The 26780-nt window shown below is 34.5% G+C and carries 23 protein-coding genes; 13 read left to right on the forward strand and 10 right to left on the reverse strand.

Annotated features, from left to right (window positions below; all coding sequences use genetic code 11):
- Nucleotides 1–12 precede the first annotated feature (12 nt).
- The 6 genes from ORL93_RS24130 to ORL93_RS24155 are packed head-to-tail and all read right to left on the reverse strand — an operon-like array spanning nucleotide 13 to nucleotide 6458.
- Nucleotides 13–1158, reverse strand: coding sequence for a hypothetical protein (locus tag ORL93_RS24130; RefSeq protein WP_098018077.1), 1146 nt, complete (start codon nucleotides 1156–1158; stop codon nucleotides 13–15).
- A complete protein-coding gene (locus ORL93_RS24135) occupies nucleotides 1155–2492 on the reverse strand; it encodes a F390 synthetase-related protein (protein WP_040119109.1) in 1338 nt (445 codons plus the stop codon). The genes ORL93_RS24130 and ORL93_RS24135 overlap by 4 nt, the downstream gene beginning before the upstream one ends.
- Nucleotides 2485–3336: an MBL fold metallo-hydrolase gene (locus tag ORL93_RS24140; protein WP_097794594.1), complete on the reverse strand. Its 852-nt coding sequence runs from the start codon at nucleotides 3334–3336 to the stop codon at nucleotides 2485–2487. Before ORL93_RS24140 ends, ORL93_RS24135 begins: the two co-directional genes overlap by 8 nt.
- Nucleotides 3333–4319 (reverse strand): NAD-dependent epimerase/dehydratase family protein, encoded by a 987-nt coding sequence (locus ORL93_RS24145; protein ID WP_018765606.1) that lies wholly within the window; start codon nucleotides 4317–4319, stop codon nucleotides 3333–3335. Before ORL93_RS24145 ends, ORL93_RS24140 begins: the two co-directional genes overlap by 4 nt.
- Entirely contained in the window at nucleotides 4316–5479 is a 1164-nt protein-coding gene (locus tag ORL93_RS24150) for an ATP-grasp domain-containing protein (RefSeq protein ID WP_097794595.1), read from the reverse strand. The genes ORL93_RS24145 and ORL93_RS24150 overlap by 4 nt, the downstream gene beginning before the upstream one ends.
- A complete protein-coding gene (locus ORL93_RS24155) occupies nucleotides 5469–6458 on the reverse strand; it encodes a beta-ketoacyl-ACP synthase III (protein WP_006093467.1) in 990 nt (329 codons plus the stop codon). Before ORL93_RS24155 ends, ORL93_RS24150 begins: the two co-directional genes overlap by 11 nt.
- A gap of 639 nt (nucleotides 6459–7097) precedes the next feature.
- On the opposite strand from ORL93_RS24155, the gene ORL93_RS24160 reads away from it, so the two are divergent.
- From ORL93_RS24160 to ORL93_RS24215, 12 genes are all read left to right on the forward strand, one after another.
- Nucleotides 7098–8195 carry an ABC transporter ATP-binding protein gene (locus ORL93_RS24160; protein ID WP_141556358.1) on the forward strand — a complete coding sequence of 366 codons (1098 nt, stop codon included), beginning with the start codon at nucleotides 7098–7100 and terminating at the stop codon, nucleotides 8193–8195.
- Nucleotides 8195–9127, forward strand: a complete 933-nt coding sequence (locus ORL93_RS24165) for a carbohydrate ABC transporter permease (protein ID WP_098018078.1) — start codon at nucleotides 8195–8197, stop codon at nucleotides 9125–9127. The genes ORL93_RS24160 and ORL93_RS24165 overlap by 1 nt, the downstream gene beginning before the upstream one ends.
- Nucleotides 9124–9945 (forward strand): carbohydrate ABC transporter permease, encoded by an 822-nt coding sequence (locus ORL93_RS24170; protein WP_018781900.1) that lies wholly within the window; start codon nucleotides 9124–9126, stop codon nucleotides 9943–9945. The genes ORL93_RS24165 and ORL93_RS24170 overlap by 4 nt, the downstream gene beginning before the upstream one ends.
- 27 nt (nucleotides 9946–9972) lie before the next feature.
- On the forward strand, nucleotides 9973–11349 hold the full coding sequence (locus ORL93_RS24175; RefSeq protein ID WP_098018079.1) for an ABC transporter substrate-binding protein: 1377 nt from the start codon (nucleotides 9973–9975) through the stop codon (nucleotides 11347–11349).
- 523 nt (nucleotides 11350–11872) lie between these two features.
- Nucleotides 11873–12544, forward strand: a complete 672-nt coding sequence (locus tag ORL93_RS24180) for a response regulator transcription factor (protein ID WP_265959626.1) — start codon at nucleotides 11873–11875, stop codon at nucleotides 12542–12544.
- Nucleotides 12541–13803: a sensor histidine kinase gene (locus tag ORL93_RS24185; RefSeq protein ID WP_098018081.1), complete on the forward strand. Its 1263-nt coding sequence runs from the start codon at nucleotides 12541–12543 to the stop codon at nucleotides 13801–13803. The genes ORL93_RS24180 and ORL93_RS24185 overlap by 4 nt, the downstream gene beginning before the upstream one ends.
- A 315-nt stretch (nucleotides 13804–14118) precedes the next feature.
- Nucleotides 14119–14904, forward strand: coding sequence for a hypothetical protein (locus tag ORL93_RS24190; RefSeq protein WP_051091458.1), 786 nt, complete (start codon nucleotides 14119–14121; stop codon nucleotides 14902–14904).
- A gap of 21 nt (nucleotides 14905–14925) precedes the next feature.
- Entirely contained in the window at nucleotides 14926–15747 is an 822-nt protein-coding gene (locus ORL93_RS24195) for a C39 family peptidase (RefSeq protein ID WP_139358571.1), read from the forward strand.
- Between the two features lie 384 nt (nucleotides 15748–16131).
- The gene (locus tag ORL93_RS24200; protein ID WP_003194978.1) at nucleotides 16132–17739 is read left to right on the forward strand and encodes a sensor histidine kinase; all 1608 of its coding nucleotides are present in this window, start codon (nucleotides 16132–16134) and stop codon (nucleotides 17737–17739) included.
- On the forward strand, nucleotides 17736–18443 hold the full coding sequence (locus ORL93_RS24205; RefSeq protein ID WP_265959627.1) for a response regulator: 708 nt from the start codon (nucleotides 17736–17738) through the stop codon (nucleotides 18441–18443). Before ORL93_RS24200 ends, ORL93_RS24205 begins: the two co-directional genes overlap by 4 nt.
- Nucleotides 18444–18565: 122 nt before the next feature.
- Nucleotides 18566–19912, forward strand: coding sequence for a 2-hydroxycarboxylate transporter family protein (locus ORL93_RS24210; RefSeq protein WP_018781906.1), 1347 nt, complete (start codon nucleotides 18566–18568; stop codon nucleotides 19910–19912).
- A 68-nt stretch (nucleotides 19913–19980) separates the two neighbouring features.
- Entirely contained in the window at nucleotides 19981–21186 is a 1206-nt protein-coding gene (locus ORL93_RS24215) for an NAD(P)-dependent malic enzyme (protein ID WP_265959628.1), read from the forward strand.
- A 325-nt stretch (nucleotides 21187–21511) separates the two neighbouring features.
- On the opposite strand, the gene ORL93_RS24220 is transcribed toward ORL93_RS24215, so the two are convergent.
- Nucleotides 21512–22051 carry a DUF4871 domain-containing protein gene (locus tag ORL93_RS24220; RefSeq protein ID WP_040119113.1) on the reverse strand — a complete coding sequence of 180 codons (540 nt, stop codon included), beginning with the start codon at nucleotides 22049–22051 and terminating at the stop codon, nucleotides 21512–21514.
- A gap of 119 nt (nucleotides 22052–22170) precedes the next feature.
- Complete coding sequence (locus ORL93_RS24225; protein WP_265959644.1) at nucleotides 22171–23097, reverse strand: DMT family transporter; 927 nt, start codon at nucleotides 23095–23097, stop codon at nucleotides 22171–22173.
- A 119-nt stretch (nucleotides 23098–23216) separates the two neighbouring features.
- Between ORL93_RS24225 and pdxR the strand changes: the two genes are divergently transcribed.
- Complete coding sequence (gene pdxR / locus ORL93_RS24230) at nucleotides 23217–24614, forward strand: MocR-like pyridoxine biosynthesis transcription factor PdxR (RefSeq protein ID WP_265959629.1); 1398 nt, start codon at nucleotides 23217–23219, stop codon at nucleotides 24612–24614.
- A 40-nt stretch (nucleotides 24615–24654) separates the two neighbouring features.
- Here pdxR and ORL93_RS24235 read toward each other — a convergent pair whose 3' ends face one another.
- Nucleotides 24655–25167 (reverse strand): GNAT family N-acetyltransferase, encoded by a 513-nt coding sequence (locus ORL93_RS24235; RefSeq protein ID WP_097794606.1) that lies wholly within the window; start codon nucleotides 25165–25167, stop codon nucleotides 24655–24657.
- A 191-nt stretch (nucleotides 25168–25358) separates the two neighbouring features.
- Nucleotides 25359–26735: a HAMP domain-containing sensor histidine kinase gene (locus ORL93_RS24240; protein WP_265959630.1), complete on the reverse strand. Its 1377-nt coding sequence runs from the start codon at nucleotides 26733–26735 to the stop codon at nucleotides 25359–25361.
- Nucleotides 26736–26780: the final 45 nt, after the last annotated feature.

Raw genomic sequence — 26780 nt, forward strand, 5'->3', positions numbered from 1 at the left:
TCTCTTTTTTATTTAAAAGCGATGTTTTTTTGCCATCGGTTCTATACATGTATTTAATATCCAACTTAAGATTCTCCAGACTTTTTGTTGTTTATGTGGCAAATGGTCATTATATATATAGCTGTATTCAATCCGCTGTTTTGCACCACGATTTCGTTTGAACTCTCCAGCCCCAGCGCTACAATGACAAATTAAATTTTTTTCGATAGAATCTATTGTAATAAGGAGGGAAAGAATGCGATATAAGCCTTGTTGCTGATCAGAGTTTGTATCATATCCAAGTATAGGAGTTGTCATAACTCCATCTCTAATAAAGTAAGCAATGACACCATCAATTATCCCCTCTTTTTTTATAACTTTTATCTCAAATAAATGATGCTGAAGTGCATTCCATAAATAAGCTGGTGTAAACATTGGATTATGATCGGAATATTTCTCGATATATAGTTGATTGTATAACTCGGAAATCTGTAAAATATCCTCTTTTGTTAACTCCTCATTCGTAATTATTTCATAATTACTTTTCTTTAATAAACTTTTATCATTTAATAAGTCTTTTCGTGTTTTTCGATTCATTTTTTTATAGTCTTTTGGATTAAATAAATATACAGAACGAGACATAATTTTATTGTAACCTACAGTAGACAATGCTTGTGTAATTGTAGGGTATAATTCGCTATTTAAAGAACGGAATAAAATTGTATGCTCTGGAAATTTCTCAACAAGTAAATTCGTAATCTGTTCGATTTGTTGTTTATTGATAGAATGGTAAAGGTTTGTTGATAGCATCCAATTATTTACTATAATTACTTTATTAATATTCGTTCGTCGTAGCCAGCTTCCGATAAGATGAATCGGATAGGTTAGTAACTTCTCTAACCACGGTTTTTTTAATTCCCATAACTCTTCTAGCGCATAGGATATGTAATGTGTATAAGGAGAACATACATATGAATTTTCAAACTCCTCATGATTAACAGTAACTGGTAATACAAGATCGTCAATTTCTAATAGAAAAAGTTGAGTATTAACATTTTCAATAAATGCTGTAATGCCATTTTGTAAGAGTGGTAGGAAGCTGTCTCTTACATATGCTCCATCTCGTTTTGTGGTCCAGTCGATGCTGTGTAGAGAATGAATATCATGTAACTTAATCATATATTCTCACCATGCTTTATAAGGTTTTCTATTCTTTTTAGTTTTTTATCATATAACTGAATATCATAATGTGAAAAGAAAAAGTGTGGTGCAACACATTTTTTAGTGGCCCATAGTGTATGTAGCTCCTGTATTACGATAGATTTACATGATTTGAAATGTTCAGGTGGTACTTTAAGTTTAATCTCAATTTTGTCTGTGCTATGCTGAATCACTTTAAATTCTTGAATTTCATTAGATGCAAACATAATTGCTCTTCGAATGAAATCAGGAAAAATAGATATCTCACTCTTATCCAATTCACTTATCCCAATAAATATATCATCACATCGACCATCAATTCGTTCTAATGCTAAGAAGGGAGAGCCGCAGGCGCATGTTGTTTTTTTCTCAATTAATATGTCATTGAGACGGTAGCGGATTATAGGCTGTGTTTTCCTCATGAAATCAGTAATAATAGGAACGAATATCCCTCTTTCCTGATCTAGGTATTCTTTTTCAATATGAACGAGGTCTTCATTGATATGTAATGTACCATGTTTACATGTTGTAGCAAGAAAGCCTTCTGTACATTGGTAAATTTGGTGTACTGTTTGTTGAAAAATTGTACTGATAAACTCTCTATCAATATCTTCAAGTACTTCTGCTACAGAGATAATTTTTTTGGGACAAATCATAATAAGTCCTTCTTGTTGCCAATGAGCGATTTTTCGCAACATAGAAGGAGGTGCAATTAAAATAGATGGATTTACTTCATTTAGTCGAGCGATATGTTGCTGAAACGAATCTAGTAAATCAAAAAAATGAAATGAGATTCGCTTATTTTTTGTCGCTTCATATAAATTGCTGTTCGCTCGTAGGAAAAAAGCGATAGTGTGTTTATGTAGAATGCTAGAAGGAAGTACTTTACCGATAATAGAACCAGCCCACATCGTTTGTTCTTCCTCAGAAACGAGAAAAACTCCGCGATTTCCACTAGTGCCTGATGATAGCCCAACAGTTATATTACGAATAGTCGGAGAAAAATTCCGGGTCTTTTCAGCCTCAAATGCTACATGAAAGGCTTCTTTCTTTGAAATAGAAACTGTATTTAATGTATCAAAATTTTCCATCATTACCTCTTTATTAATGATAGGGAGTGCAGCCAAGTTCCCTTTTTCGATTTCTTTTGAAAAAGGTGTATATAACTGGCGATAGAAAGGGGACATCTCTACAGTGAACAAAAGTTGTTTTTTTATTTGTTGTTTATGAAATTGTTCCAATTGTTCGCGAGTTGAAAATCGTAAGCGATATTTTGTTTTCAAATATTGCTGGAGAATTCGTAATTTATTCATAGTACACCCCTGCTTTAATTTGATTCCATGTGCGTTCGCAATGAGTTGGAAGAATTTCAATTTCAGGTGATATTTGCGATAAATGATGTAATTTTTCAATGTTGAGACGATAAGATTTTGCATCCCCAGTTAAAAGATTGGCGATCTTACTTGGAAATACAAGGTTTTCATACGTTTTACTTAGCCACACTGCATCTGCACAAAGAAAAACAATTTTATTACTATGTAAATGGACGAATACACCAAATTGTCCAATTGCATGTCCCGTTAAATCAACAGCGAGCAATGAACCATCACCAAACACGTCATAAGCCTCTTCAAATTTTCCATATGTAGGAGGTAAGCTTGATGGTGGGATTTGATCAATGAATGTCAGCCGTTGTTCTAAATCAATTGGTAATGTGTCTTTTAAGCAGCCTTTTAATAGAGCACCAAATTTACTTCTCTTTTTTATATCTTCATAAGCTTTCGCGAAGGTTAGTATTTTTGCTTTCGGAAAGTCAGGTAGCCCTGCTGTATGGTCACCGTGAAAGTGAGAAAGAATAATATATTTAATTTCTTCTGGCTGGATGCCATCAAGAAGTAGTTGCTGTTTAATAGATTGCTCCTCTGTAAAATGAACAGGGGTAAGTTTAGCGTATACAGAGTAAGGAAATTTTCTTGTTGCTTCTTTAAAGTGCTGAGCATATCCGGTATCAAACAAGATATAACCTAAGCTTGGATGTTGAAGTAACCCCACTGTAGCTGGAAATCGAATTTGCCTCCAACTCCCCTTGGAATATGCAACTTTTTCAGGGTGTGTACAATATCCTGTATCGTATAGCTTTAAGGATTTGATTTTCATTGTGTTTTCCACCATTCTACAAATTTTGTGATTCCTTCTTCTATGCTGATATTCGGAGCATAGCCTAGTTCTTTTTGAGCTTTATCAATGCTTAAAGTCTGACTTTTTGAAAGTACACTAACTGTATATTTTGTGAGAATAGGTTCTTTTCCAAGTAAAATGGTTTTTGAAATACCTTCTAGTATAGCGGCAATTGTAAAAGCGGCTTTGTAGGAAATCTTTTTATATTGAACCTCTTTACCAAGGCGTTTCATCACATTCTCAATTACTTCATATAAATTTACACGTTCACCATTTGTTATATTATATTTTTGACCTAATGTATGTTTAGGTGAATGCATACAAAGAAGTAAGGCATCTACAACATTATCGATATAGGTAATATCGACGAGTACATCTTCTGTACCGATTCTTGGTAGAGCGCCTTTTTCACATACTTTAATAAGGCGCGGGAGAATGGCGTTATCTCCTGGACCAAATAAAGCACGTGGGCGTATCGTGATAACAGGTAAACCATGATTGAATGCTTGATCAATAGATTGCTCAGCTAAGTACTTTGTTTTCGCATAATGGTTTACAAATGTATCAGGAAGTTTCGCATTTTCTACTACATCTTGTCGTTCATCATAATAGAAATAAATACTCGGTGTTGATACATGGATGAGGCGTTTTATACCAGATTTTTGACTTCCTTCGATAATATGCTTTGTTCCTAATACATTCGCATTGTAAAAATCTTTATATTTGCCCCAAGGAGAAGAAAGGGCACCGCTATGAAAGATATAGTCTTTATCTTTACAGACTTGTAGAACACTATGCCTGTCTTCAAGAGGGCAATAGACAAACTCAATTCCATTTCGCTCTAATAATTTTCCGATTGTCTTATTTCTCCCGGTTGCTGTTACTTCATAACCCATACTCGCTAATCGAAAAGCAAGTTTTTGTCCCAGAAAACCAGTTCCTCCAGTTACTAGCGTTTTCATAAATTTTCACCGTCCCATGATATGTCATATGTTGTTTGCTCCAAAATAGTCCGTCCATGTTTATAGCTTTCATTCCATAATTTATACATGCTATAAAACTGATAAAAAAATGTTTTTTTATCAGAGCGACTATAAATAATATCTGGATAGGAACATAGGACTTTCCACCATCGTTTACGTGTTTGTTTGCTTTTTAAGTAAGGAGTTCCGTATAAAAGTATTGCTAATCGAATTGCACATTGGGAGTTGTGCTTAGGAATGCGCATATTGTTCACCTTTTTAGCAAAAAAAGCGGATACTACTTCTTCGTCGAATAAATGTAATCCACTTGTGGTACGTGGATTACATTCAATCGGAATAGCGTCTCCATCTTCTGTAATGATAAAATCAAAGGCGATTTGCCCAGAGAAATTTAGCTCCTTTACGATATGTTCAACAAATTGGTCAATTTTTGGATGGTTAATATGCTCGAAAGCAATAGTAGCACCTAAACCCGCCGTGAATTCCGTTTTGTAAACAGAGTGAGCTAATACCTTCCCAGATTGTACAATACTGTAGGAGCAATGCTGCGTTCCTTTTATAAACTCTTGAATGATATAATTTTGCTTGTCCATCGTGATGCCTTTTTCAATATCTTCTTTTGTAATAAACGTTACTTTGTCAGAAAAACGAGAGAAAATAGGTTTTAACACAAAAGGAGTGGCGGGTGATGTTTGCTGAATCATTGCCTGTATGATCTGTTCGTTATTTGTTCTATATGTTGCAGGAACTTGCCAACCTAATTTCGTTACTAACTGAATAAATTCCCACTTATTATGAAGTAATGCAAGTTTCTGAAATTCGTCTACAAATATATGACAAAATCGGCTTAATTTCTCTTTATGTCTGGATATATAAAATATTTCTTCACAAGTAGGAATAAGTAAATCTACATCATGACTTTGAATAATTAATTGTAGTGCAGAGATACATTCATCTGTTTTCCATTTTGGAGAAGGAATTTCATAAAAATAATCAGTGCTCGTTGAAACTTTGCTTAATGGATAAGGAATACTATCTGCAATAATGACGGTATGTCCGTTTTTCTTAAGCAGCCTGCATAAATGCAATGCTGCTGGTGCGCGTGCGCCAGTAATTAATACTGTTTTCTTAGTACTCAAGGAGAATGCCTCCGATAGAAAGCCCAGCAGAAGTACCTAGTAATAATATTTTATCTCCACGTTGCACTTTCTTTTGTTTAATTGCTTCGAAAAGAGCGAACGGAATGGATGCAGAAATCATATTCCCATAGTCTTCAAAAATAGTCATAAAGCGATCCTCATCGACGCCTAGCTTTTTACGAATTAGTTTCATAGCTGGTCCACTTGCTTGGTGTGGAACAATTAAATTGATATCATTTAACGAATAACCTGTATGCATAAGTAGTTTTTCGATAAAATCTAACATATATTTAGAGGACAACTTGAAAATAGCTCTCCCATTCATATCGAATAAGAAATCCTCTTTTCGTTCTTCGCTATATTCTCTAGGATGAATCATCGTTCCCCCGCCGCGAATTTCCGATAGATGTGCGCCAGAGCTATACGTTTCCATATGAGAAGCTATAATGGAAGAAGTGTGATCACTTTGGGTTACAACAACGGCCGCTGCGCCATCGCCGAATAAAATGCTGCTTTCATTTTGTCCCCAATTTAATCCTACAGAAGAAATTTCAGAAGAAATGATAACCACATTTTTGTATCTCCCGCATTCAATTGCGTAAGAAATTGTATCAAGTGCTGTTACGAAACTTAAGCATGTTGAGTTAATATCAAAACATGGAATACCAGAATGCTGTAGCCCAAGTTGTTCTTGAATAAGTGATGCAGTAGAAGGAATTGCCTGCTGGATTGTTCCGCTTCCGCAGATGATACAATCGATATCTTTCCATGTTAAATTCGCATCTGCTACAGCTTTTTTTGCAGCTTCAGCTCCCATATAAGAAGAAGTTTCCTCATCGACAAAGTATCTCGTTTTCACTCCAGCCTTTTTTAAAGTCCAGCCTTCAGAGACTCCTAACATACGATCTATTTCAAAAGAATCTACTTTTCGTTTTGGAACATATACACCAATACCTTTTATTTTAATATACCTTTTCATCCCATATCGCCTCTTAATCTTTTCATAAATTTATAAAATTCTATCATATTATATACTATTATAGAAAAAATATGGAAAAAAGTATTTTTAGGAAATTTAGTATTTTTATAAATTATTTCTATTTAATTTGTGTCGCTGTAAGAAAAGAAATAACTAACTTTATAGTGAGAAATAAATAATTAATGTGGTGAAAATTGTAAAAAAAAACAAAAAAATATTAACATGTGATTAACATCTTGTTAACAAATCATCAAAACTAACTTAATAAATAAGTAATATAGTAAAGGTAACAACGTAACTAGGGTAGAGAACATTTGAGAACACCCGCTTACATATAACAATCTATTTATATTTCTTACATTTACTCTAGTTTATAGGGGTTAAGCGAGAAGAAGGTTGTTCTATGTAGATTGGTGTTTTAAATTTGCCTACATGCATATTAGAAATACGTAAAAAGCTGAGGGAAATCAATATTTCAGGAACCTTTTCTTTATAAAGTAACTAGTAGAGAAGGTGTTTTTTCCTATTATTGCAGGAAGCTTCATTCAAACGTAAGAAGAGGCGGAGATTACAGGTAAAGCAGATTTCAATAAGCCATTGTGAAGTATGGTTATAAGAACAAAAAAGGAGTGCAAACTGATGATTGAATTAAGAGATGTGTCAAAAGTTTATAAGAATTCAAAGGAAATAGCAGTTGAAAATGTGTCGGTGCAGATTCAAAAAGGTGAATTTTTTGTTCTAGTTGGTCCTTCTGGGTGTGGGAAAAGTACATTATTGCGAATGATTGCAGGTTTAGAAGAAATTACTTCTGGGGCGTTACTTATTAATGAAAATGTTGCAAATGATTTAGAACCGAAAAATCGAAATCTATCAATGGTATTTCAAAATTATGCTTTATATCCACATTTGACGGTAGAAGAAAATATTTTATTTGGATTGAAAATACGGAAAATTCCAAAAGAGGAAAGACAAAAACGATTGATAGCAGCAGTAGAAATGGTAGGGCTTACGGAATATACAAAGTCGAAACCAGGTCAATTATCAGGTGGACAAAGACAACGTGTTGCACTGGCGCGAGCAATTGTAAGTCAAGCGCCAATTTGTTTAATGGATGAACCCCTTTCTAACTTGGATGCAAAGTTGCGTGCACAAATGCGCATTGAAATTAGAGAGATCCAGCAGCGACTAGGTATTACGATGATTTATGTGACCCATGATCAAATTGAGGCAATGACAATGGGGGATCGCATTATGGTGTTAAACAAAGGGAGTATACAACAGGTAGGCACACCGCTCGATATATATAACTATCCTGCAAATGAATTTGTTGCAGGCTTTATCGGTTCACCATCCATGAATATTGGTAATGGAATCGTAGGTAAAGGTATGGGGGGATTACATGTTGATGGATTACAAATCCCGTTGTCTTCGGGGCATTTACAACAGTTTTCAGAACAAAAGGTGCGCTTAGGAATTCGTCCAGAACACATCGTATTAGCTGAAGATGGCCAAGAAGTTACACTGCAATCTGTAGAAGTATTAGGAAATGAAACAATTTTAAATTTTATAGTAAATGAAAAAACATGGAGTGCAAAAGTAATCGGACAACTTATTTTGAAAAAAGGTGATAAAGTTAAATTGCAATTTCCAGTACAGAAACTATGTTTCTTTCATAACGATACAAATGAAAGGATTCGATTCGTTGCCGAAGAAGAGTTGAAGGCGGTGGCGAAATAATGATTGAGGTAGAAAATTCACCTGTTCAAACAGAAGTTTCAAGAAAAAAGGCATTATGGGGCCGTACGAAAGGTTTGCGCACAGGCTTGTTATTTTTAGCACCTTCCATCATATTATTTACAATTTTTTTGTTTTATCCATTATTTCGTACTATCTATTATAGTTTTTATTTAACAGATGTTCATGGTGAGGCAAATCTTTTCGTAGGACTGGAAAACTATCAATATTTATTGTCTGATCCAACTTTTTATAAAAGCATAAAATCTACTTTACTCTTTGTATTATATACAGTTCCAACTAGTATTTTGTTTGCACTGTTTCTTGCTTTAATTGCAAACGAAAAAATAAAAGGAATAGGCTTGTTTCGAGTTTTATTCTCTTCAACAATGGGAATTTCAGTAGCAGCTAGCGCAGTAATCTGGTTATTTTTATTCCATCCGAGTGTCGGTTTATTCAATAATATACTTGGTTCGATGAATCTTCCTGCAATTGCATGGCTAACAAGTCCAGATTGGGCATTATTTTCTGTATCAGTTACAACAGTTTGGGGAAATACGGGGTTTGCATTTTTAGTTATATTAGGTGGTTTGCAAAATATTGATACGACTCTATACGAGAGTGCATCTATTGATGGTGCTAGCTATTTACATAAACTTCGGCGCGTTACATTACCGATGCTATCTCCTACATTATTTTTTATTATAACAGTTACTGTAATTAGTGCATTTCAAAGCTTTGGACAGATTGATATTTTAACGCACGGTGGACCGAACGATGCAACAAACTTAATTGTGTACTCTATTTATAAAGAAGCTTTTGCGAATCATCAATTTGGTACAGCGAGTGCACAGGCAATGGTATTATTTATTTTCATTTTTCTTGCCACATTACTTCAATTTAAGTTTGCAGAGAGAAAGGTGCATTATAAATGATTACGAATAAGTGGAAACAACATATTCTTTTATACATACTGCTTACCATAAGCGCAGTGATGGTCTTTTTTCCAGTTCTATACGCATTTTTGCTAGGGTTCATGACGCCAGAAGACATTCAAATGAGAAGAGTGTTCCCGACACAATTTACATTCGATAATTTTGTGCATATTTTTCAGAAAGTACCGCTGTTTTCTTATTTATACAATAGTTTTATAGTTTCAACAGCAGTGATGATTGGGCAGCTTGTTGTATCAAGTTTAGCTGCTTATGCATTTGTATTTTTAAATTTTAAAGGACGAAATTTTATTTTCTTTCTGTTTATTTCAACGATGCTTATCCCATGGGAAGCAACGATGGTACCGAACTTTTTAACGGTACAACAATTTGGATGGATTAACACATTTACTGGAATGACGGTTCCGTTCTTTGCAACTGCTTTTGGAATCTTTTTATTACGTCAGCATTTTATGACGCTTCCAAATGAGTTAAAAGAAGCTGCCTTTATCGAGGGGATTGGCCATGTGAAGTTTTTATTCCGTGTTGTCATTCCTTATTGTAAAACAAGTTTTATAACACTAGGTGTATATAGCTTTTTAACAACATGGAATATGTATTTATGGCCTCTTCTAGTTACGAATGATGAGAAAATTAGAACCGTACAAATTGGGGTGAAACAACTTCAATCTCAGGAAGTTGCAACAGATTGGGGCAGTGTGATGGCAGGAGTTACAGTTATTGTGATTCCGACTTTAATTTTATTATTTTTAGGTCAGAAGCAGTTGCAACAAGGTTTAACAAAAGGGGCAATTAAATAAACATACATATGAAAAGGTGGGATTGAGATGAGATTTTGGAAAAAAGGTGCTGTTATTATAATGGCAGCAACGATGGCTTTATCAGGTGCAGCTTGTTCAAGTAGTAAAACAGAGGGGAAATCTGAAGCAAAGGAAAAAGTAGCTCCCGTAGAAAAGAATGGAGATAAAACAGTTATTCGCTTTTGGCATGCAATGGGTGGAAAAACGCAAGGTGTGTTAGATGGAATTGTTGCAGATTATAATAAGTCACAAAATAAATATGAGGTGAAAGCTGAATTTCAAGGTTCCTATGAAGAATCTTTAACGAAGTTTAAAAATATAACAGCTTCAAAAGAATCACCAGCTCTCGTTCAATCTAGCGAAATTACAACGAAATATATGATTGATAGTAAAAAGATTACACCGATTGATAGCTGGATTAAAAAGGATAAATATGATACATCGAAATTAGAAAAAGCGATTACGAATTACTATTCAGTTGATGGGAAGATGTATTCCATGCCATTTAATTCATCTACACCAGTATTAATTTATAATAAAGATGCCTTTACAAAAGCGGGGCTCGATCCGGAAAAAGCACCGAAAACATACGCTGAATTAAAAGAAGCAGCAAAAAAATTAACTGTTAAAGAAGGCGAAAGCGTAAAACAGTACGGTTTTTCAATGTTAAATTACGGATGGTTCTTTGAAGAGCTTTTGGCAACACAAGGTGGGTTATATGTTGATAAAGAAAATGGGCGTAAAGGTGCAGCGGAAAAAGCTGTATTTAACGGAAAAGAAGGACAAAAAGTATTTGGCTTATTAGATGAACTGAATAAAGCTGGTACATTAGGAAAGTATGGGGCGAGTTGGGATGATGTTCGTGCCGCATTCCAATCTGGACAAGTTGCGATGTATTTAGATTCTTCAGCAGGTGTTCGTAATGTGATTGATTCGTCTAAATTTAATGTAGGAGTAGCATATATCCCATATCCAGAAGATGTGAAACAAAACGGAGTTGTTATTGGCGGTGCATCACTATGGATGACGAATATGGTCTCAGAAGAAACACAAAAAGGTGCTTGGGACTTTATGAAATACTTAACAAAAGCAGATGTACAAGCAAAATGGCATACGGAAACAGGTTATTTCTCTATTAACCCAGATGCATATAATGAGCCTTTAGTAAAACAACAATATGAAAAATATCCACAGTTAAAAGTAACGGTAGAACAGTTACAAGCAACAAAACCATCTGTTGCAACACAAGGTGCACTTATTAGTGTATTTCCTGAATCCCGCGATGCAGTTGTAAAAGCGCTAGAAGCAATGTATGATGGGAAAAATAGTAAAGAAGCATTAGATGAAGCAGCAAAAACAACAGATCGGGCAATTAGTATTTCGAACCGTACAAATCAAAAATAAAAGAAAGCCGTATCTGTAAAAAAGATACGGCTTTCTTATCTTTCCTTTGCTTGTTGTCTCATTTCTTACTTTAAGTATAGCGGGTAGCAAGTCTTGTAACTATCGAATTAGGTGACATGAGGATTACAGTGTTGTAAGGGTACAAATTCTCCTTTTTGAAACTCCTTTTGTTAAGGGAAAGTTAAGGAATAGCTTTCATAATAAAGTACATATATAAACGGATGGTAAATGAGCGAGAAAATGATTCATGTTATGACAGGTCTACATAGACAATGATATATAATTATTATAAGTACGTAGGATTTAGAGGAAGCAAGGCAAGGTGAAGTGTTCGGATACAAGACTGGAAATCGTTTGGAAGTAAGGATAAGTATGTTGTGCTGCTCTCTTTTGTTATTATGAAAAATGATAACAGTAAGTATTTATCCCGCTATTCGCGGGCTACTAATAATCAGTGATGGATGAAGAAAATCACCACCGATTAAAGTTTCACTTTATATTTGATGAAAGGTGAGAAAGTGGTATGCGCTTATTAGTTGTAGAAGATAATGCACCTTTATTGGAATCAATTACACAAATTTTATGTGATGAGTTTGAAGTTGATACAGCAGTGAATGGAGAAGATGGTTTATTTTTGGCGTTACAAAATATTTATGATGTAATACTTCTTGATGTGATGTTACCGGTGATAGATGGTTTTGAAGTAATTCAAAGAATACGGAATGACAAAATTGAAACACCTGTCTTGTTTTTGACTGCTAAAGATTCTTTGGAAGACCGTGTGAAAGGATTAGATTTTGGAGGGGATGATTATTTAATAAAGCCATTTCAAGCTCCCGAGCTGAAAGCGAGAATTCGAGCTTTATTACGAAGAAGTGGTAATTTAACAACAAAGCAAACCATTAACTACCGTGGAATCGAATTGTTCGGAAAGGACAAGGATATTCAAGTGGATGGAGAAGCAATTAAATTAACATTAAAGCAATATGAACTTTTAGAGTACCTCATTCAAAATAGTGGAAAGATTTTAATGCGTGAACAAATCTTTGATCGCGTTTGGGGATTCGATTCAGATACAACGGTAGCCATTGTTGAAGTGTATGTTCATCATTTACGAAAAAAGTTGGAGCCATTTGGTTATCAAAAAGATATTCAAACCGTTCGTGGGATTGGATATATGTTAAAAGAACAATGAAAAATAAGAGTATGTTTCAAAGAACCCGCATTCAACTTACCGTGTTAAATTCATTAGTGTTTATTATATTAATTGGAGTTCTAGGGAGTATTATCTATGGCTATACATATAATCGTATTTATAGTGGAGTAGATAATTCGCTAGAAATGTTTAAAGCAAAAGAGAAGAAACATTCTAAGTCTAATCCAAAAGGATCCGTTAAGGATATTCGTATTGGAGATCCGAGGATTACTGTACTGTTATGGCATGGAAAAAAAGTAGCCCTAATAGATAAGAATCCTAAATTTGTTGATCCTGTTTTTGAAGAAAATGCTTTAGCGTTTTTCCCAGAACAATTAGAGGGTTTTCAGGATATTGAAATCAAAGGGAAGAGTTTTCGAGCGTTGGCTTTTCAGCATAATACTGAATTTGGACAAATGACAGTTCAATTTGTACGCGATACAACAGCAGAAAGGGATATGTTGCATACGTTACTGCTAATTCTTATAGTTGGATGCAGTATAGGAAGTTTATGTGCAATTGGGATGGGATTTTTCTTAGCTGGAAAAGCTCTTGTACCAATTCGTAATTCTTGGGAAAAGCAACAACAGTTTGTTTCTGATGCATCTCATGAATTAAGAACACCACTAGCGGTCATTCAATCTAAAACGGATGTACTATTTCAGTCTCCTTCCGCCACGATAGAGGAAAAGGCAATTGATATTTCTACAATTTCAAAGGAGTGTAGAAGGTTATCGAAGCTTGTTGCTAATTTATTATTATTAGCTCGTTCGGATTCGAATCAAATTGAAATGTATAAAAAGGAATTTGCATTAGATGAATTATTAAGGGAAGTAGTAGATCCTTATACAGAAATTGCTGCGTATCAAGAGAAAAAGATGACATTGGAAATCAAATCTAAAGTATCTTTTATTGGTGATAGAGAACGAATTCATCAAATGGTGGTAATTTTATTAGACAATGCGATGAAATATACTGATGTGGGCGGAACGATTCAAGTAGCATGCATGCAAACCAATAGTTCAATTACGATTCAGGTAAAAGACAATGGAATTGGAATAAAAGAAGAAGAGATTCCAAAGTTATTTGACCGTTTTTATCAAGGAGATAAGGCAAGAACGAAGGCAGAAGGTGCTGGTTTAGGTCTTTCAATTGCCAGCTGGATTGTAGAAAAGCATAATGGGAAAATAAAAGTAGAGAGTAAAATGAATGAAGGTACTTGTTTTGAAGTGATTTTACCTAAAAATCAAAGAATATAAAGAAATTGGAGACGATCTTGTTTTTACAAGGTCGTCTTTTTGTTAAGGGAAAGTTAAGAAATATTTTTAATAATAGAGTTTACACAGAATGAGAAGGACAAAAGAGAGAAAAAGTAATCACTTTGTATTCTTTTTGAGGATAGCTAGATAGTTATGTTCATGGGTAATTTTAATAGGAACCGAATTGAGCATATCTTTTACGATAATGTGGGGAAAATGGAAGAGGAAGCATCAGAAGAAAATCACAGTGTAAGAAATGTAAAGGGGAGATGAAATTTGGAAAAGAAAAAGATAGTGTCATTATTTGTTATTGGAATGTTGAGTTTAAGCGTAATGGGAGGCGCTTCCTCTTCTATGATGTCAAAAGGAGAAACGGACTTTGTTCAGCGCAGTAAAGAACAACTAAATGATGGGAAAATACATGTGGCACATACAGAGGAAAAAGCAAAAAAACTAGGAATTGAAACGGATGGTAAAGAACAAATTACATTAGAAAAAGAGATTCATGAAACTGAAGTTGATCAGGAAGCAAAACAGCTAGGGATTCCTACTGAGGGAAAAGATGTGGGGGCTCTTTCAGAAGAAATCTATGAAACCAAAGTAAAAAAAGAAGCAGCGAATTTAGGAATAATAATAGATAATACATCTATTGTGGATTTAATAAATCAAATTAATACAATCAAGATCAATGATGAAGCAGATAAACTTGGGGTTTCAACCAAAGGAAAAGAAATAGAAGAGATTGCAACCGAGATTTATGGAACGAAAGTAAAGGAAGAAGCGAAACAGCTAGGGATTTCTCAAAAAGGAAAAGGTATAGAAGATTTGGCACAAGAAGTATACGAGGGGAAAATTCAGGCCGAAGCAAAAGAACTTCATATTGATTTATATGGTAAAGATATTTACCAAGTGCTAAGAGAAATAAATGAGCAGAAAGTAATACAAATTGCAGACGAGCTTGGCATAGATAGTACAAATACAAATATTCAACAGTTAACAGAGAAAATAAAAAAGGAACAACCTGAAAAGGGAAAAGAACTTGTCTTTTTACCTATGGTTCAAACAGATGCGGATGCATTTTATTCGTATTTAACGAATTAAAAAGGACGTGAAGATAGAAGAATGAAGCGAAAGTGGAAGGTGTATATATGTTTGATTGTATTAGGGATATTTATCTGTAGTGTATATATGAAACGGAGCGGCATAATGCCTGTTACTAAACGTGTAGAAAATGTAAAGAGAATCGTCTCAAACAAATTTGTTCAAAAGGAAAGCGGTAAGAATCAGCTTGTCACTCCAGTTGCGCAAGCAAAAAAGAAAAAGACGCTGGGGAATGCAGATGAAGAAAAAGTATTATTGCAAAATGTACCTTTTATCCAGCAGTTACCAGAGTTAGATAGAGGCTGCGAAGTAACTAGCTTAGCCATGATGTTACAGTACGCAGGTGTTTCAGTAGGTAAGATGACGCTGGCAGATGAAATACAGAAAGTTGCCTTTTCAAATGATGGTGTACGCGGTAATCCACATGAAGGGTTTGTAGGGAATATTTATACTTTTTCTGAATCAGGATATGGTGTGTATCATGAACCGCTTTTTCAGTTAGCAAATAAATACTTACCAAATCAAGTTGTTGATTTAACAGGTGAAAATATAAATGAAATTTATAAAACTGTAAAAGAGGGCAAGCCAGTTGTTATGATTACAAATGCAACATATGCTCCTTTGGATGAAAATGAATTTGATACATGGGAAACAGATGCAGGTAATGTCTCTATTACGTACAATGAACATTGTATTCTTCTTATTGGTTATGATAAGGAGTTAGTTTATATTCATGATCCGCTTAGTGATACTGCAAGTGTAAGTGTTCCACGCGAAAGCTTTGAACAGGCATGGGTACAGATGGGGAGTCAAGCTATTAGTTATGTGCAAAATTCAAAGTGAATGGGACAGAAATGGAGTTAAGAAGAGAAAGTGATGATTATATTTAACAAAAACAAGAGGAATTCAGCATAATTTTTTATACTGAATTTTTCTTGTTTTTGTTTAGTTATACATCGGGAGATAGGAGAGAAAGACAATGATGAATATTTCTCGTTTGCAAAAATCGCTACCATTTATTATTTTACCATTTGCGAACGGTAATATTCTCATCTCAAGATTCAGTAAAAACAAAGAAAATAGGTGGGAGATAAAATCCTCGTAAAATCCCGTTTGCTGAGGCATGATTAAAGTTCAGTTGTATTAAAAAACGTTGTATTCATAAAAAAGAATAAGTAAGATAGATTTCGCGTGTAGTAAAGAAGAAATAAGGGAGACAATAAAGGGATGAGAAAAAGAAAAAAATTGTTAAGTTTATGGAAAACGATTACGTTGCTGGTATGTACTGTTATTTTACTTTCTTTACTTGTAACAGATATATTAATTAGTCATAATGTCGAACGTACGACGGAAGAAAGTCAAGCTGAAAAAGCAAAAACAATCGCGCGTATTGTAGCAAATTCACCACTTGTAATTGATGCTTTAGCAGGAAGAAAAGATATATCTGAAATTCAAACGTATACAAATCGGTTGTTAAAAAATACAGATGTTCAATTTATCGTGGTCATGGATATGAATGGCATTCGCAAATCTCACCCAGATCCTCAAAAAATCGGCCATCACTTTGTAGGGGGAGATGAAGGGATAGCCTTAAAAGGAAAAGAACATGTATCAATGGCAGAAGGAACATTGGGAATCTCTATGCGAGTGTTTGTACCTGTTTTTTCTGAAACGAGAGAACAAATGGGGGTTGTTGCTGTCGGAATTTCAGCTGATAATGTGCATGAGAGGATAAAAGAGAGTAGATACATTATTTATATCGGTGTCGGTGTTGGAATCTTAGTTGGAATTATAGGTGCTATTTTATTAGCTAGACATATTAAGAAAATTTTATTTGATCTTGAACCTAGCGAAATCGCAAAAATTTTAGAAGAACGGAATACGATGTTACAATCTGTTAAAGAAGGAATTATTGCTGTCGATAAAGATGCGAGAGTTACTTTAATTAATAACGAAGCGAAACGGTTATTTAAGAAAAGTGGTCTCGAAGAAGATTTTATTGGTAAAGATGTTGAGAAGTATATGCCCAACTCATGTATAAAAGAAGTGTTACAAACTGGGAAAGCACAATTGTATGAGGAACAAAATCTTTATGGAATTACCATTGTTACAAATAGAGTTCCTTTATATGTTAAAGGAGAAATTGTTGGTGCTATTGCAACATTTCGTGATAAAACAGAGATTAGGCAATTAGCAGAACAATTAACGGATATTCAACTTTATGCAGAAGCGCTCAGGGCACAATCTCATGAGTTTATGAATAAGATGCATGTTGTATTAGGGCTTACACATATGAAGCATTATGAACAATTAGAGACCTATATTAGTAACATGGTCTCGGAGCATCAATATGAAATTGGTGGTGTGATGCGAAAAATAAAAAATCCTGTATTTGCAGGATTTATGCTTGGTAAACTTAGTTACGCAAGGGAAAAGAGTATACAACTCATTGTAAGCGAAAATTCTTACTTACCAGAGCCGTATGATGAAAGTATTATTCATGAACTCATTACAATTGTAGGAAATTTAATTGATAATGCATTAGATGCGGTGATAAATTGTCAATATAAGCGAGTAGATATTTCTATTCAATATCATGATAAGATGATTATCACAGTTAAAGATACAGGAGTTGGAATCCGGCAAGAAGAAATTGACAAATTATTTGTCAAAGGGTATTCCTCAAAAGGAGAAAATCGAGGATATGGTTTGTATCTTGTAAAGGATAGTTTAAAGCGAATAAATGGGGATATACAGGTAGAGTCTTTGTTAGGGAAGGGAACGACTATAACCATTGAAATACCATACAAAAGTAGGGATGAGATAGGGATATGATCAAAGTTTTGATTGTAGAAGATGATCCAATGGTAGCGATGTTAAATAAGCATTATTTAGAGCAAGTAGGAGGGTTTGAACTTGTTCATATAGCTAATTCTGTGAAAGAAGCAGTAGAGATATTAAAGGAATCGTCTATAGATTTCATATTGCTTGATATTTTTATGCCTGTTGATACAGGATTTGAATTGCTACTGCATATTCGGAATCAAGAAAAAGAAATTGATGTTATCATGATTTCAGCTGTGCATGATATGGGAAGTATTAAAAAAGCACTTCAATATGGGGTTGTTGATTATTTAATTAAACCATTTACATTTGAAAGGTTTAAGGAAGCATTAACCGCATATCGAGAAAAATTTATCTTTATGAAAGAACAGCAAAAAATTAGCCAGTCTGAATTAGATACGTTGATTTTACAAAAAGAAAAAGTAGAAACTTATGTGAATAAAGAGCTGCCGAAAGGGCTAACAAGACAAACATTAAAGTTAATTTGGAAGCAAATAGAATCACTTCATGGACAAGCATTTACAACAGATGAAATGGCTCAATTAGTTGGAATTTCAAGGGTGTCTATTCGAAAGTATGTAATGTTCTTAACTGAAATTGGAGTTTTAGAAAATGAAATGGTTTATCAACATGTGGGGAGACCAGTAAGTAAATTACGATGCATCGATGAAAACAAAATACGTTTGTATGTATAAGCGGCTTATATAAGCCGCTTATACTTTTTTTAATTACAAAACTAATTACAAAACTTACAAAAACTATTTTTACTATTGAAAGCGTTTTAATATTGTAGATAAGAATATAAGGAGGTGCCTACATGGGGATTCAAAAAAAAGTGGAAGCGGTATCACCCGTGGAAACAACAGAGGTGGAACAAAAGTCTTTTGTTTCGAAAATTATGAATATTAAAATTGGTGTTATACCTTTACCGTTATATATCGTATTAGCAGCTATTATTTATGGAGCATCTGTATATAACAAATTACCTGCTGATATGATTGGTGGATTTGCAGTCATTATGATCATGGGGATTTTCTTAGGTGATATTGGGATGAGGATTCCGATTTTAAAAAATATTGGTGGACCAGCAATTCTTTCATTATTTATTCCATCTTTACTAGTGTTTTTTAATTGGATGAATCCAGCTTCAATGGAAGCAGCGACGATGCTAATGAAAAAGTCGAACTTTTTATATTTATATATTTCTTGTTTAGTAGTCGGAAGTGTTTTAGGAATGAACCGTAAAGTGTTAGTACAAGGGTTTGTTCGTATGTTTATTCCGTTAGTTGTAGGAACAATTGCATCTATTGCAGTTGGATTATTAGTTGGATCATTATTTGGATTTGAAATGAAGCGAACGTTCTTCTTTATCATTGTACCAATTGTGAGCGGTGGTATCGGAGAAGGTATTTTACCACTTTCCTTAGCTTACAGTGACATTTTAAATCAATCATCAGCAACATTTGTATCTCAGCTTGTGCCAGCAGCGGTTATCGGAAATATGTTTGCGATTGTAAGCGCTGGATACATGAAGCGCTTAGGTGAGAAAAAACCAGAGCTTAGCGGTAATGGTGCATTGGTAAAAACAGGTGATCAAGATGAATTATTAAAAGAACAAAATACAGAAAAACCAATTGACTTCTCATTAATGGGAGCAGGTTTATTAATTGCATGTACGTTCTTTATCTTCGGTGGATTTGCTTCTAAATTTATTGGTATTCCAGGGGCAATCATTATGATCTTTTCAGCAGCACTTGTAAAATACTTTAAATTAATGCCAGCAAAAATGGAGCAAGGTGCATATCACTTATATAAATTTATTTCGACAAGCTTAACGTGGCCATTAATGGTTGGTTTAGGATTGTTATATATCCCATTAAAAGATGTAGCAGCTGTTCTTTCAGTTGGATATGTTGTGGTGTGTGCATCAGTAGTATTAACAATGATAACGACTGGTTTCCTTATTGGGAAAGTCATGAAAATGTACCCAGTTGAATCTGCGATTGTAACAGGATGCCATAGCGGATTAGGCGGAACTGGAGACGTTGCGATTTTATCAGCATCAAATCGTATGGAATTAATGCCATTTGCGCAAATTTCCACGCGTTTGGGCGGTGCTGCAATGGTTGTAACAGCAACAATTTTATTAAAAATGTTTTCGTAAATTATTATCATACAAGCTAGCTATGTAAAAACGTAGCTAGCTTGTCAAATTAGGAGGAGCTTATTTATATGTTAGAAAGTCAAATTAATGAACGTTCATTATTACTTCATAAAGAATTGGTAGGGAAAATTGAAATTACAAGTAAAGTAGAAGTAAATTCAGCAGATGATTTAAGTTTGACATATACACCAGGAGTGGCTGAGTCTTGTAAAGCGATCGCTGCAGATGAAGAAACAGCTTATGACTATACAGCGCGCGGTAATATGGTTGCAGTTGTTTCGGATGGAACAGCAGTACTTGGATTAGGTGATATTGGCCCGAAAGCAGCCATGCCTGTTATGGAAGGAAAAAGTATTTTATTTAAAAAGTTTGCGAATGTAGATGCATTTCCGCTTTGTCTTGGAACGACTGATGTAGATGAAATCGTAACCATTGTTAAAAACTTAGAACCTACATTTGCAGGTATTAATTTAGAAGATATTGCAGCGCCGCGCTGTTTTGAAATTGAAAAGCGCTTAAAAGAAGAAACAAATATTCCGGTGTTTCATGATGACCAACATGGAACAGCAATTGTTGTTTTAGCTGCGGTTATTAATGCGTTAAAAGTTGTAAACAAACAGATGGATGCAGTGAAAATTGTCATTAATGGTGCTGGTTCGGCAGGGATAGCAATTGCTAAATTACTGTTACAAGCTGGAGCGCAGCATATTACATTAGTAAGTTTAGAAGGAATTGTTTGTGAGGGTGAATCATGGATGAATCCGGCACAAATAGAGATTGCAAAGAAAACAAATCGCGAATATATACGTGGAACATTAAAAGAAGCGATTTATGAAGCAGACATTTTTATCGGTGTATCTGCTCCTAATGTGTTAACAACAGAACTTGTACAGACAATGAGTGAAAAACCAATTGTGTTTGCAATGGCGAATCCAATCCCAGAAATATACCCAGAGGATGCACTAAAGGCTGGTGCTGTTGTAGTTGGAACAGGGCGTTCTGATTATCCAAACCAAGTAAATAACGTGTTGGCATTTCCTGGTATATTCCGTGGGGCATTAGATGTACGTGCAACAGATGTTACAGAGGAAATGAAATTAGCTGCAGCATATGGGATCGCTAACATCATTACTGATGAAGAACGTAATGAAAACTATGTAATTCCGAATCCGCTAGATAAAAGAGTTGTCCCAAGTGTTGCAGCTGCAGTAGCAAAAGCAGCAATTGAATCAGGAGTAGCGCAAATTACAAAAATGCCAAGTTATTTAAAATAATAATAAAAAAGCAGTGCCATCTTCTTAGAAGGGCGCTGCTTTTTTATTGAGATAAGAGATCAAAACAATAAAGAAATCGTACTCCCGCTTATTGTTTTATATGATTAGTAATAAATATTTCGCTCTGCATTATTTATTCAACTCCATTGCAACTTGCTTTCCATTTACGAAAACCTCTACCACTGCCACTACAACATCCATCACTTTTTTCATCTCTCATCTCTCCTTGTTTGTTGTTGCATTTCTTATTTTTAGTATAAGAGAGAGAGGGAGATACAACTATCGAAGTAGATGACATAAGAATTACATTGTTGTAAGGAAGAAATTAAGCTTTGTCACTCTTTTCTACATGAATAACAATTTGCTCATAATATTTCTCATCAATATATACATTTAATACCCATAATCCGGGGGAAGACAGTGACATAAGAAGAGGTAGTTCTTTTGTATTTGAATGAATGGGAGTAGGAGTAGTCCAAGTCTGTTCAGAAGCTTCATCTGGAAAGAGTACGGGAGTGGGTGTTGTAGATCCTTGTTTTAGAGCAATAATAGATAGTTTACCAGATGGCATTTGTGGATCGAGGAAGAACCACATCTGTTTATTTTTCTCATTGGCAATGAAAGTACTATCTGCAATTGCAATCTTTCCTTCAATACCTTTTAACGGCATCTTTCCTTCTACAAAGGAAGGGCTTTCTTGCCAGTAAACATCCTTTAAGACACTAAGGTGAAAAAAGGTGGGTGCGTTAGTTTGAGGTTTAGAGATTTCGGTTATTTCTTTTATCGGTTCCTTGGAATTTTGCCCTAGTGAGGTACAGCCAGTGATGATACAGGAGAAAAGTAGCACGGTTCCAATTTTTTTCATCTTGCCACACTCCTATTTTTCATAGTTAGTGTAATTGTATTTGCTAGAAGACAGGACAATTCCTTTTAATTCATAAAAAGAGGTCATAAGTTTAGTATGACCTCTTTTGACATTTTGTACTATATTTGTTCAGTTGTAAATGTAGGCTCTGCATCTTTTGCTGGCATTGTTAAGAAAATAACAGCAATGACGATACACACACCGCCTAGTAATTGGTATGCTCCGAAAGATTCTTTTAGCCAAGTGATGGAAACAATAGCTGCTACAAGCGGTTCAATACTAGATAAAATACTTGTCTCTGTTGCTGATAAATATTTTAGACTACCAATGTAAAGAAGGAAAGAAAGTGTTCCACTTACAATGATTAGAATTAGCATAGAGAATGTTTGCAACGTAAAGGTTTGTGAAAGTTGTTTCCATTCGAAGAAGCGATTACAAATAAATAGTGCAAGACCCCCGATTAACATACCCCAGCCAATAATAAGAGCCGTCCCCCATTGTTTAATAAGGGAAGCTGGGTGCAGCGTGTAAAAGGCAAAACCAATTGCTGTTAACACCCCAAATAAAATCGCTTCTTTCGATAAGACAATATTTTGGGCGGATCCATTTGTAATGATAAAGTATGTTCCTGTCAGGGCAGAGACAATTGCCAATACTTGCATAATGGAAGGAAGCTTTTTATGTTGCACTGCAACATAAATAGTAATGAGAACTGGCCCTAAAAATTGAAATAGAGTAGCGGTAACAGCGTTGCTAATATGCACTGTTTCGATAAAAGCATACTGTGCGCCAAGCATCCCGAGAATAGAGAAAATGATAAGTTGTAAAAGATGGCGTGGGTGTTGCCAAATACGAAATATATTTTGTTTTTTGGTAAGTAAGAAACATAAAATAAAGACCCCAGCAAGCAATAGGCGAATTACTAAAAAATCGATAGATGATACCTTAGTATGTTGAAAAAGCCACTGAATCATCGGACCTGATACTCCCCATAAAGTAGCTCCTGTAATAATCATAATGAGGCCGAGTCGTCTGTTGTTGTTCATCATCATGATGTTCCTTTCTAAGATTGATTTTTAAAAATTCACATGATAGAAGGAATTATATATAACTTCTGGTACTATAAAAAGTATCAATAATTCATTTTATAAAGGGGTCAGATTTCATGTTAGAATTAACACCAAATTTGAATATGGAGGAAAAAATCCCACTGTATGTACAGTTATACGAGTATATAAAAGCAGAAATAAGAAGTGGAAAAATCCCTCCTTTGACGAAGCTCCCAGCAAAAAGAAAGTTAGCGATGCATTTAGAGGTAAGTAAAAATACAGTGGAATCGGCATATGAACAGCTTCTTGCAGAAGGATATATTGAATCAGTTTCACGTAAGGGGTATTTTGTATGTGAAATTGAACAAATGGTACATACAGTGAAAAAAAGAGAAGTTGTTAAGGAAGTACTGCATAGGGAACAGAAATATAAATATGATTTTACACAAACAGGTGTAGATGCAAATGCATTTCCATTCTCGGTTTATCGAAAGATTTCAAACGAGGTATGGCAACTAGAAAATAAGGATCTACTCTTTCTTGGCCATCCCCAAGGTGAAGCGAGTTTGCGTGAGGAGATGGCGAAATATTTATATGAATCAAGAGGTGTGAGATGTTCAGCAAGTCAAATTGTAATAGGGGCCGGAACACAATTTTTAATAAGAATGTTGTTTCAGCTGCTAAAGGGAAGTCATTTTGCAGTTGAAAATCCAGGATATCACCGGAAATTGGTTACCTTTGAGAAAGGAGAAGAAAATGTTCAGATGCTCTCGCTTGATGAGGATGGGATTTGTATTTCAGATTTAGAAGGTAGTAATGCAAATGTTGTGTTCGTTACTCCATCTCATCAATTTCCGTGTGGAATGATTATGCCAATTAAAAGAAGGATGCAACTATTACAATGGGCACAAGGGGAGCGTGGACGTTATATTATCGAAGATGATTATGATAGTGAGTTTCGTTACTCTGGAAAGCCGATTCCAGCATTGCAAGGGCTTGATACAGAGGGAAATGTAATTTATATGGGAACATTTTCAAAAGCATTGCTTCCATCATTACGTATGAGCTACATGGTGCTGCCTAAACAGCTAATTGAGTTGTATCAAACACAATATTTATTTTATACACAAAGTGTTTCAAGAATCGATCAAGAAATCATTAGAAGGTTTTTAAATGAAGGATATTGGGAAAAACATATTCATAAGATGCGAGTCGTTTATCGGAAAAAGAGAGATGCTCTTGTCTCAGCGATAGAAAGGTACTTTTCTAATAAGGTGGAAGTAATCGGAGAAGATTCTGGCTTACATATCTTATTAAAGGTTCACAATGAAATGTTAGAAGAAGAATTAATAAAAAGAGCAGCTGAAAATAGTATAAAAGTATATCCAGTTTCTATGTACTATAAAGAAGGGACTACTTCAAAAAATACAGTTTTACTTGGGTTTGCTATTTTATCAGAGGCAGAGATTGAAGAGGTAATTCAGTTGTTATATAATGCGTGGTTTGCAATGTAAAATGGTAATAAAAAAATCCTCATACTTGAGGACTTTTTTATTAGTTTTCTTCATCTAAGAATAAAACCATATGCTCTTCATCCCAGTACTGGCCGTTATATTTTAAAGAGCGCTCTTGTACACCAAATGTTTTAAATCCTAATGATTCGTAAAGTTTTTTTGCACCATTGTTTCCGACAACAACATCAAGCATAACTTGTTCTACTTCTAATGTTTTTGCAAGTTCAATACACTCTTTAATGAGGGATTTTCCTGCTCCAAGCCCACGCGCTTTTGGAGATACATATACTGAACCAATCTTTGCTTTATGCTCTTGTTTCACGTATGGTTTCGTTTCCAAGGTTGCAACCCCGATTAATTTACCGTCTTTAAATGCACCTAGTGTATAGTTTTCATCTTGTGCTAATTTCTGTGCTTTATACTCAATCGGGCATTCTTTATTAATAATATCTTCATAAGAAGAACTAAAAGCCTCTGGATTTTGTTTTAATCCTTCTACACGAAGTTCTAAGTAAATTTCTGCCTCTTGTTTTGTTAATACATGGATTTCCAATCGTATCACCCTCCGAACCTTTCACAGTTGTATTTACATTGTATATTGAAATAAGAATAATTTCAAAAGGTCAGCTCGTACTAGTAGTATTTTAATGTGTTTACTAATAATTTGCGAATAAATATTGGCTATTAATATAATATCACCAGCAGTTTTGAAGTAAAGACACTACTGGTGATTTAACGTACATATTATTCAATTGGTAATTCAATAATAAATTCAGTTCCAATTCTTAACTTACTTTTTACTTGAATGGAGCCGCTGTGTAATTCAACAATTTCTTTTGCAACAGCTAGACCGATTCCTTTCCCCCCTGTAGCTCGAGTTCTTGATTTATCAACTCGATAAAAACGATCAAAAATATGTGGAATATCTGCCTGTGGAATACCTTCTCCTTCATCTTGCACACTTATAGAAAAAGTATTCTCATTTTGTGATGCGTGTACAGTAATAATTGATTGTTCATAAGAATGCTGATAGGCGTTGTGTAATAAATTTAGCATAACTTGTTCCATTCGGCGTTCATCCATACATACATCGAGGTTATCTACACAGTAGAACTTAATTTTCATTTGTTTTTTAGCAAGTGTAGTTTTTGTTTTCTCAATCATGCGCTCTAGAAAAGGCAAGAGTGGAACTTTTTGTTTTTTTATAATAAATTGATGTTGTTCTAGCTGAACAAGATCGAATAAATCTTGAACGAGTCCTGTTACACTATCGGTTTCATCTTCGATAATTTGTAGGTATTCTTCACGTTCTTCTTTAGATAAAGAATCTCTTTTAGCAACTTTCGCATAACCTTTCATATATGTGAGTGGTGTGAGCAGTTCGTGTGCTACACTTGCAAGAAATTCATTTCTTTCTTTTTTCATGTAGGCTAATTCACTGGATAATTCTTCAATTGTTGTTGCTAAACTACCGAGTTCATCATTGCGTTTAATTCCTAATTTAATTGGTTTATTCAGCTTTAACATTTTTTCTGTTGCACGTTTCATTTTAATAAGAGGATCGGTAATGACACGAGAAAAGATAAATACAGAAATGGTTGTTAAAATAAGAGTTAGTATACCTATAATAATAAATTGACGTGTTAAACGAAGAATCATTTTTTCTAAGAAGGCTGTATCTAAAAACATATGTACATACCCAGCTATTTGTCTATGAATGATAATTGGCGTTGCTGTTGAAATAAATTTCGATGTTTTCCAATTTTTCTCAACCAAAGTTCCATCTATTGAAGTACAGTTTATTTTGGAGGCAAGTTGCTTTTTCATTTCTTGTGTTACCGGATCAGAAGAGGAAAGGATTTGCCCATTAGTGTCTGTTATGACTAACTTTGTATCTGAATTAGAATGTGATTCCATTGCTGCAGCATGTTCAAAAGTTCGTGGCCCATAACGTCTTGAAATAAAGTTACTATAGCGCTTTCCTTTTTCTAAAAGGGCGGATTTTTCTTCCTCGATACGCATGTTCGCCAGACTTGTATGACAAGATACAAAGGCAATTGTTTCAATACATAAAGCTAATATTAAGAAATATGTACCAATTTTGAGCGAAAGTTTGTTCATTTTTTCACCATACCTTTATTTCACATTAATGGCCAGCGGAAGAAA

The sequence above is a fragment of the Bacillus sp. DHT2 genome, from assembly GCF_026241455.1.
GTDB classification, from domain to species: domain Bacteria; phylum Bacillota; class Bacilli; order Bacillales; family Bacillaceae_G; genus Bacillus_A; species Bacillus_A pseudomycoides.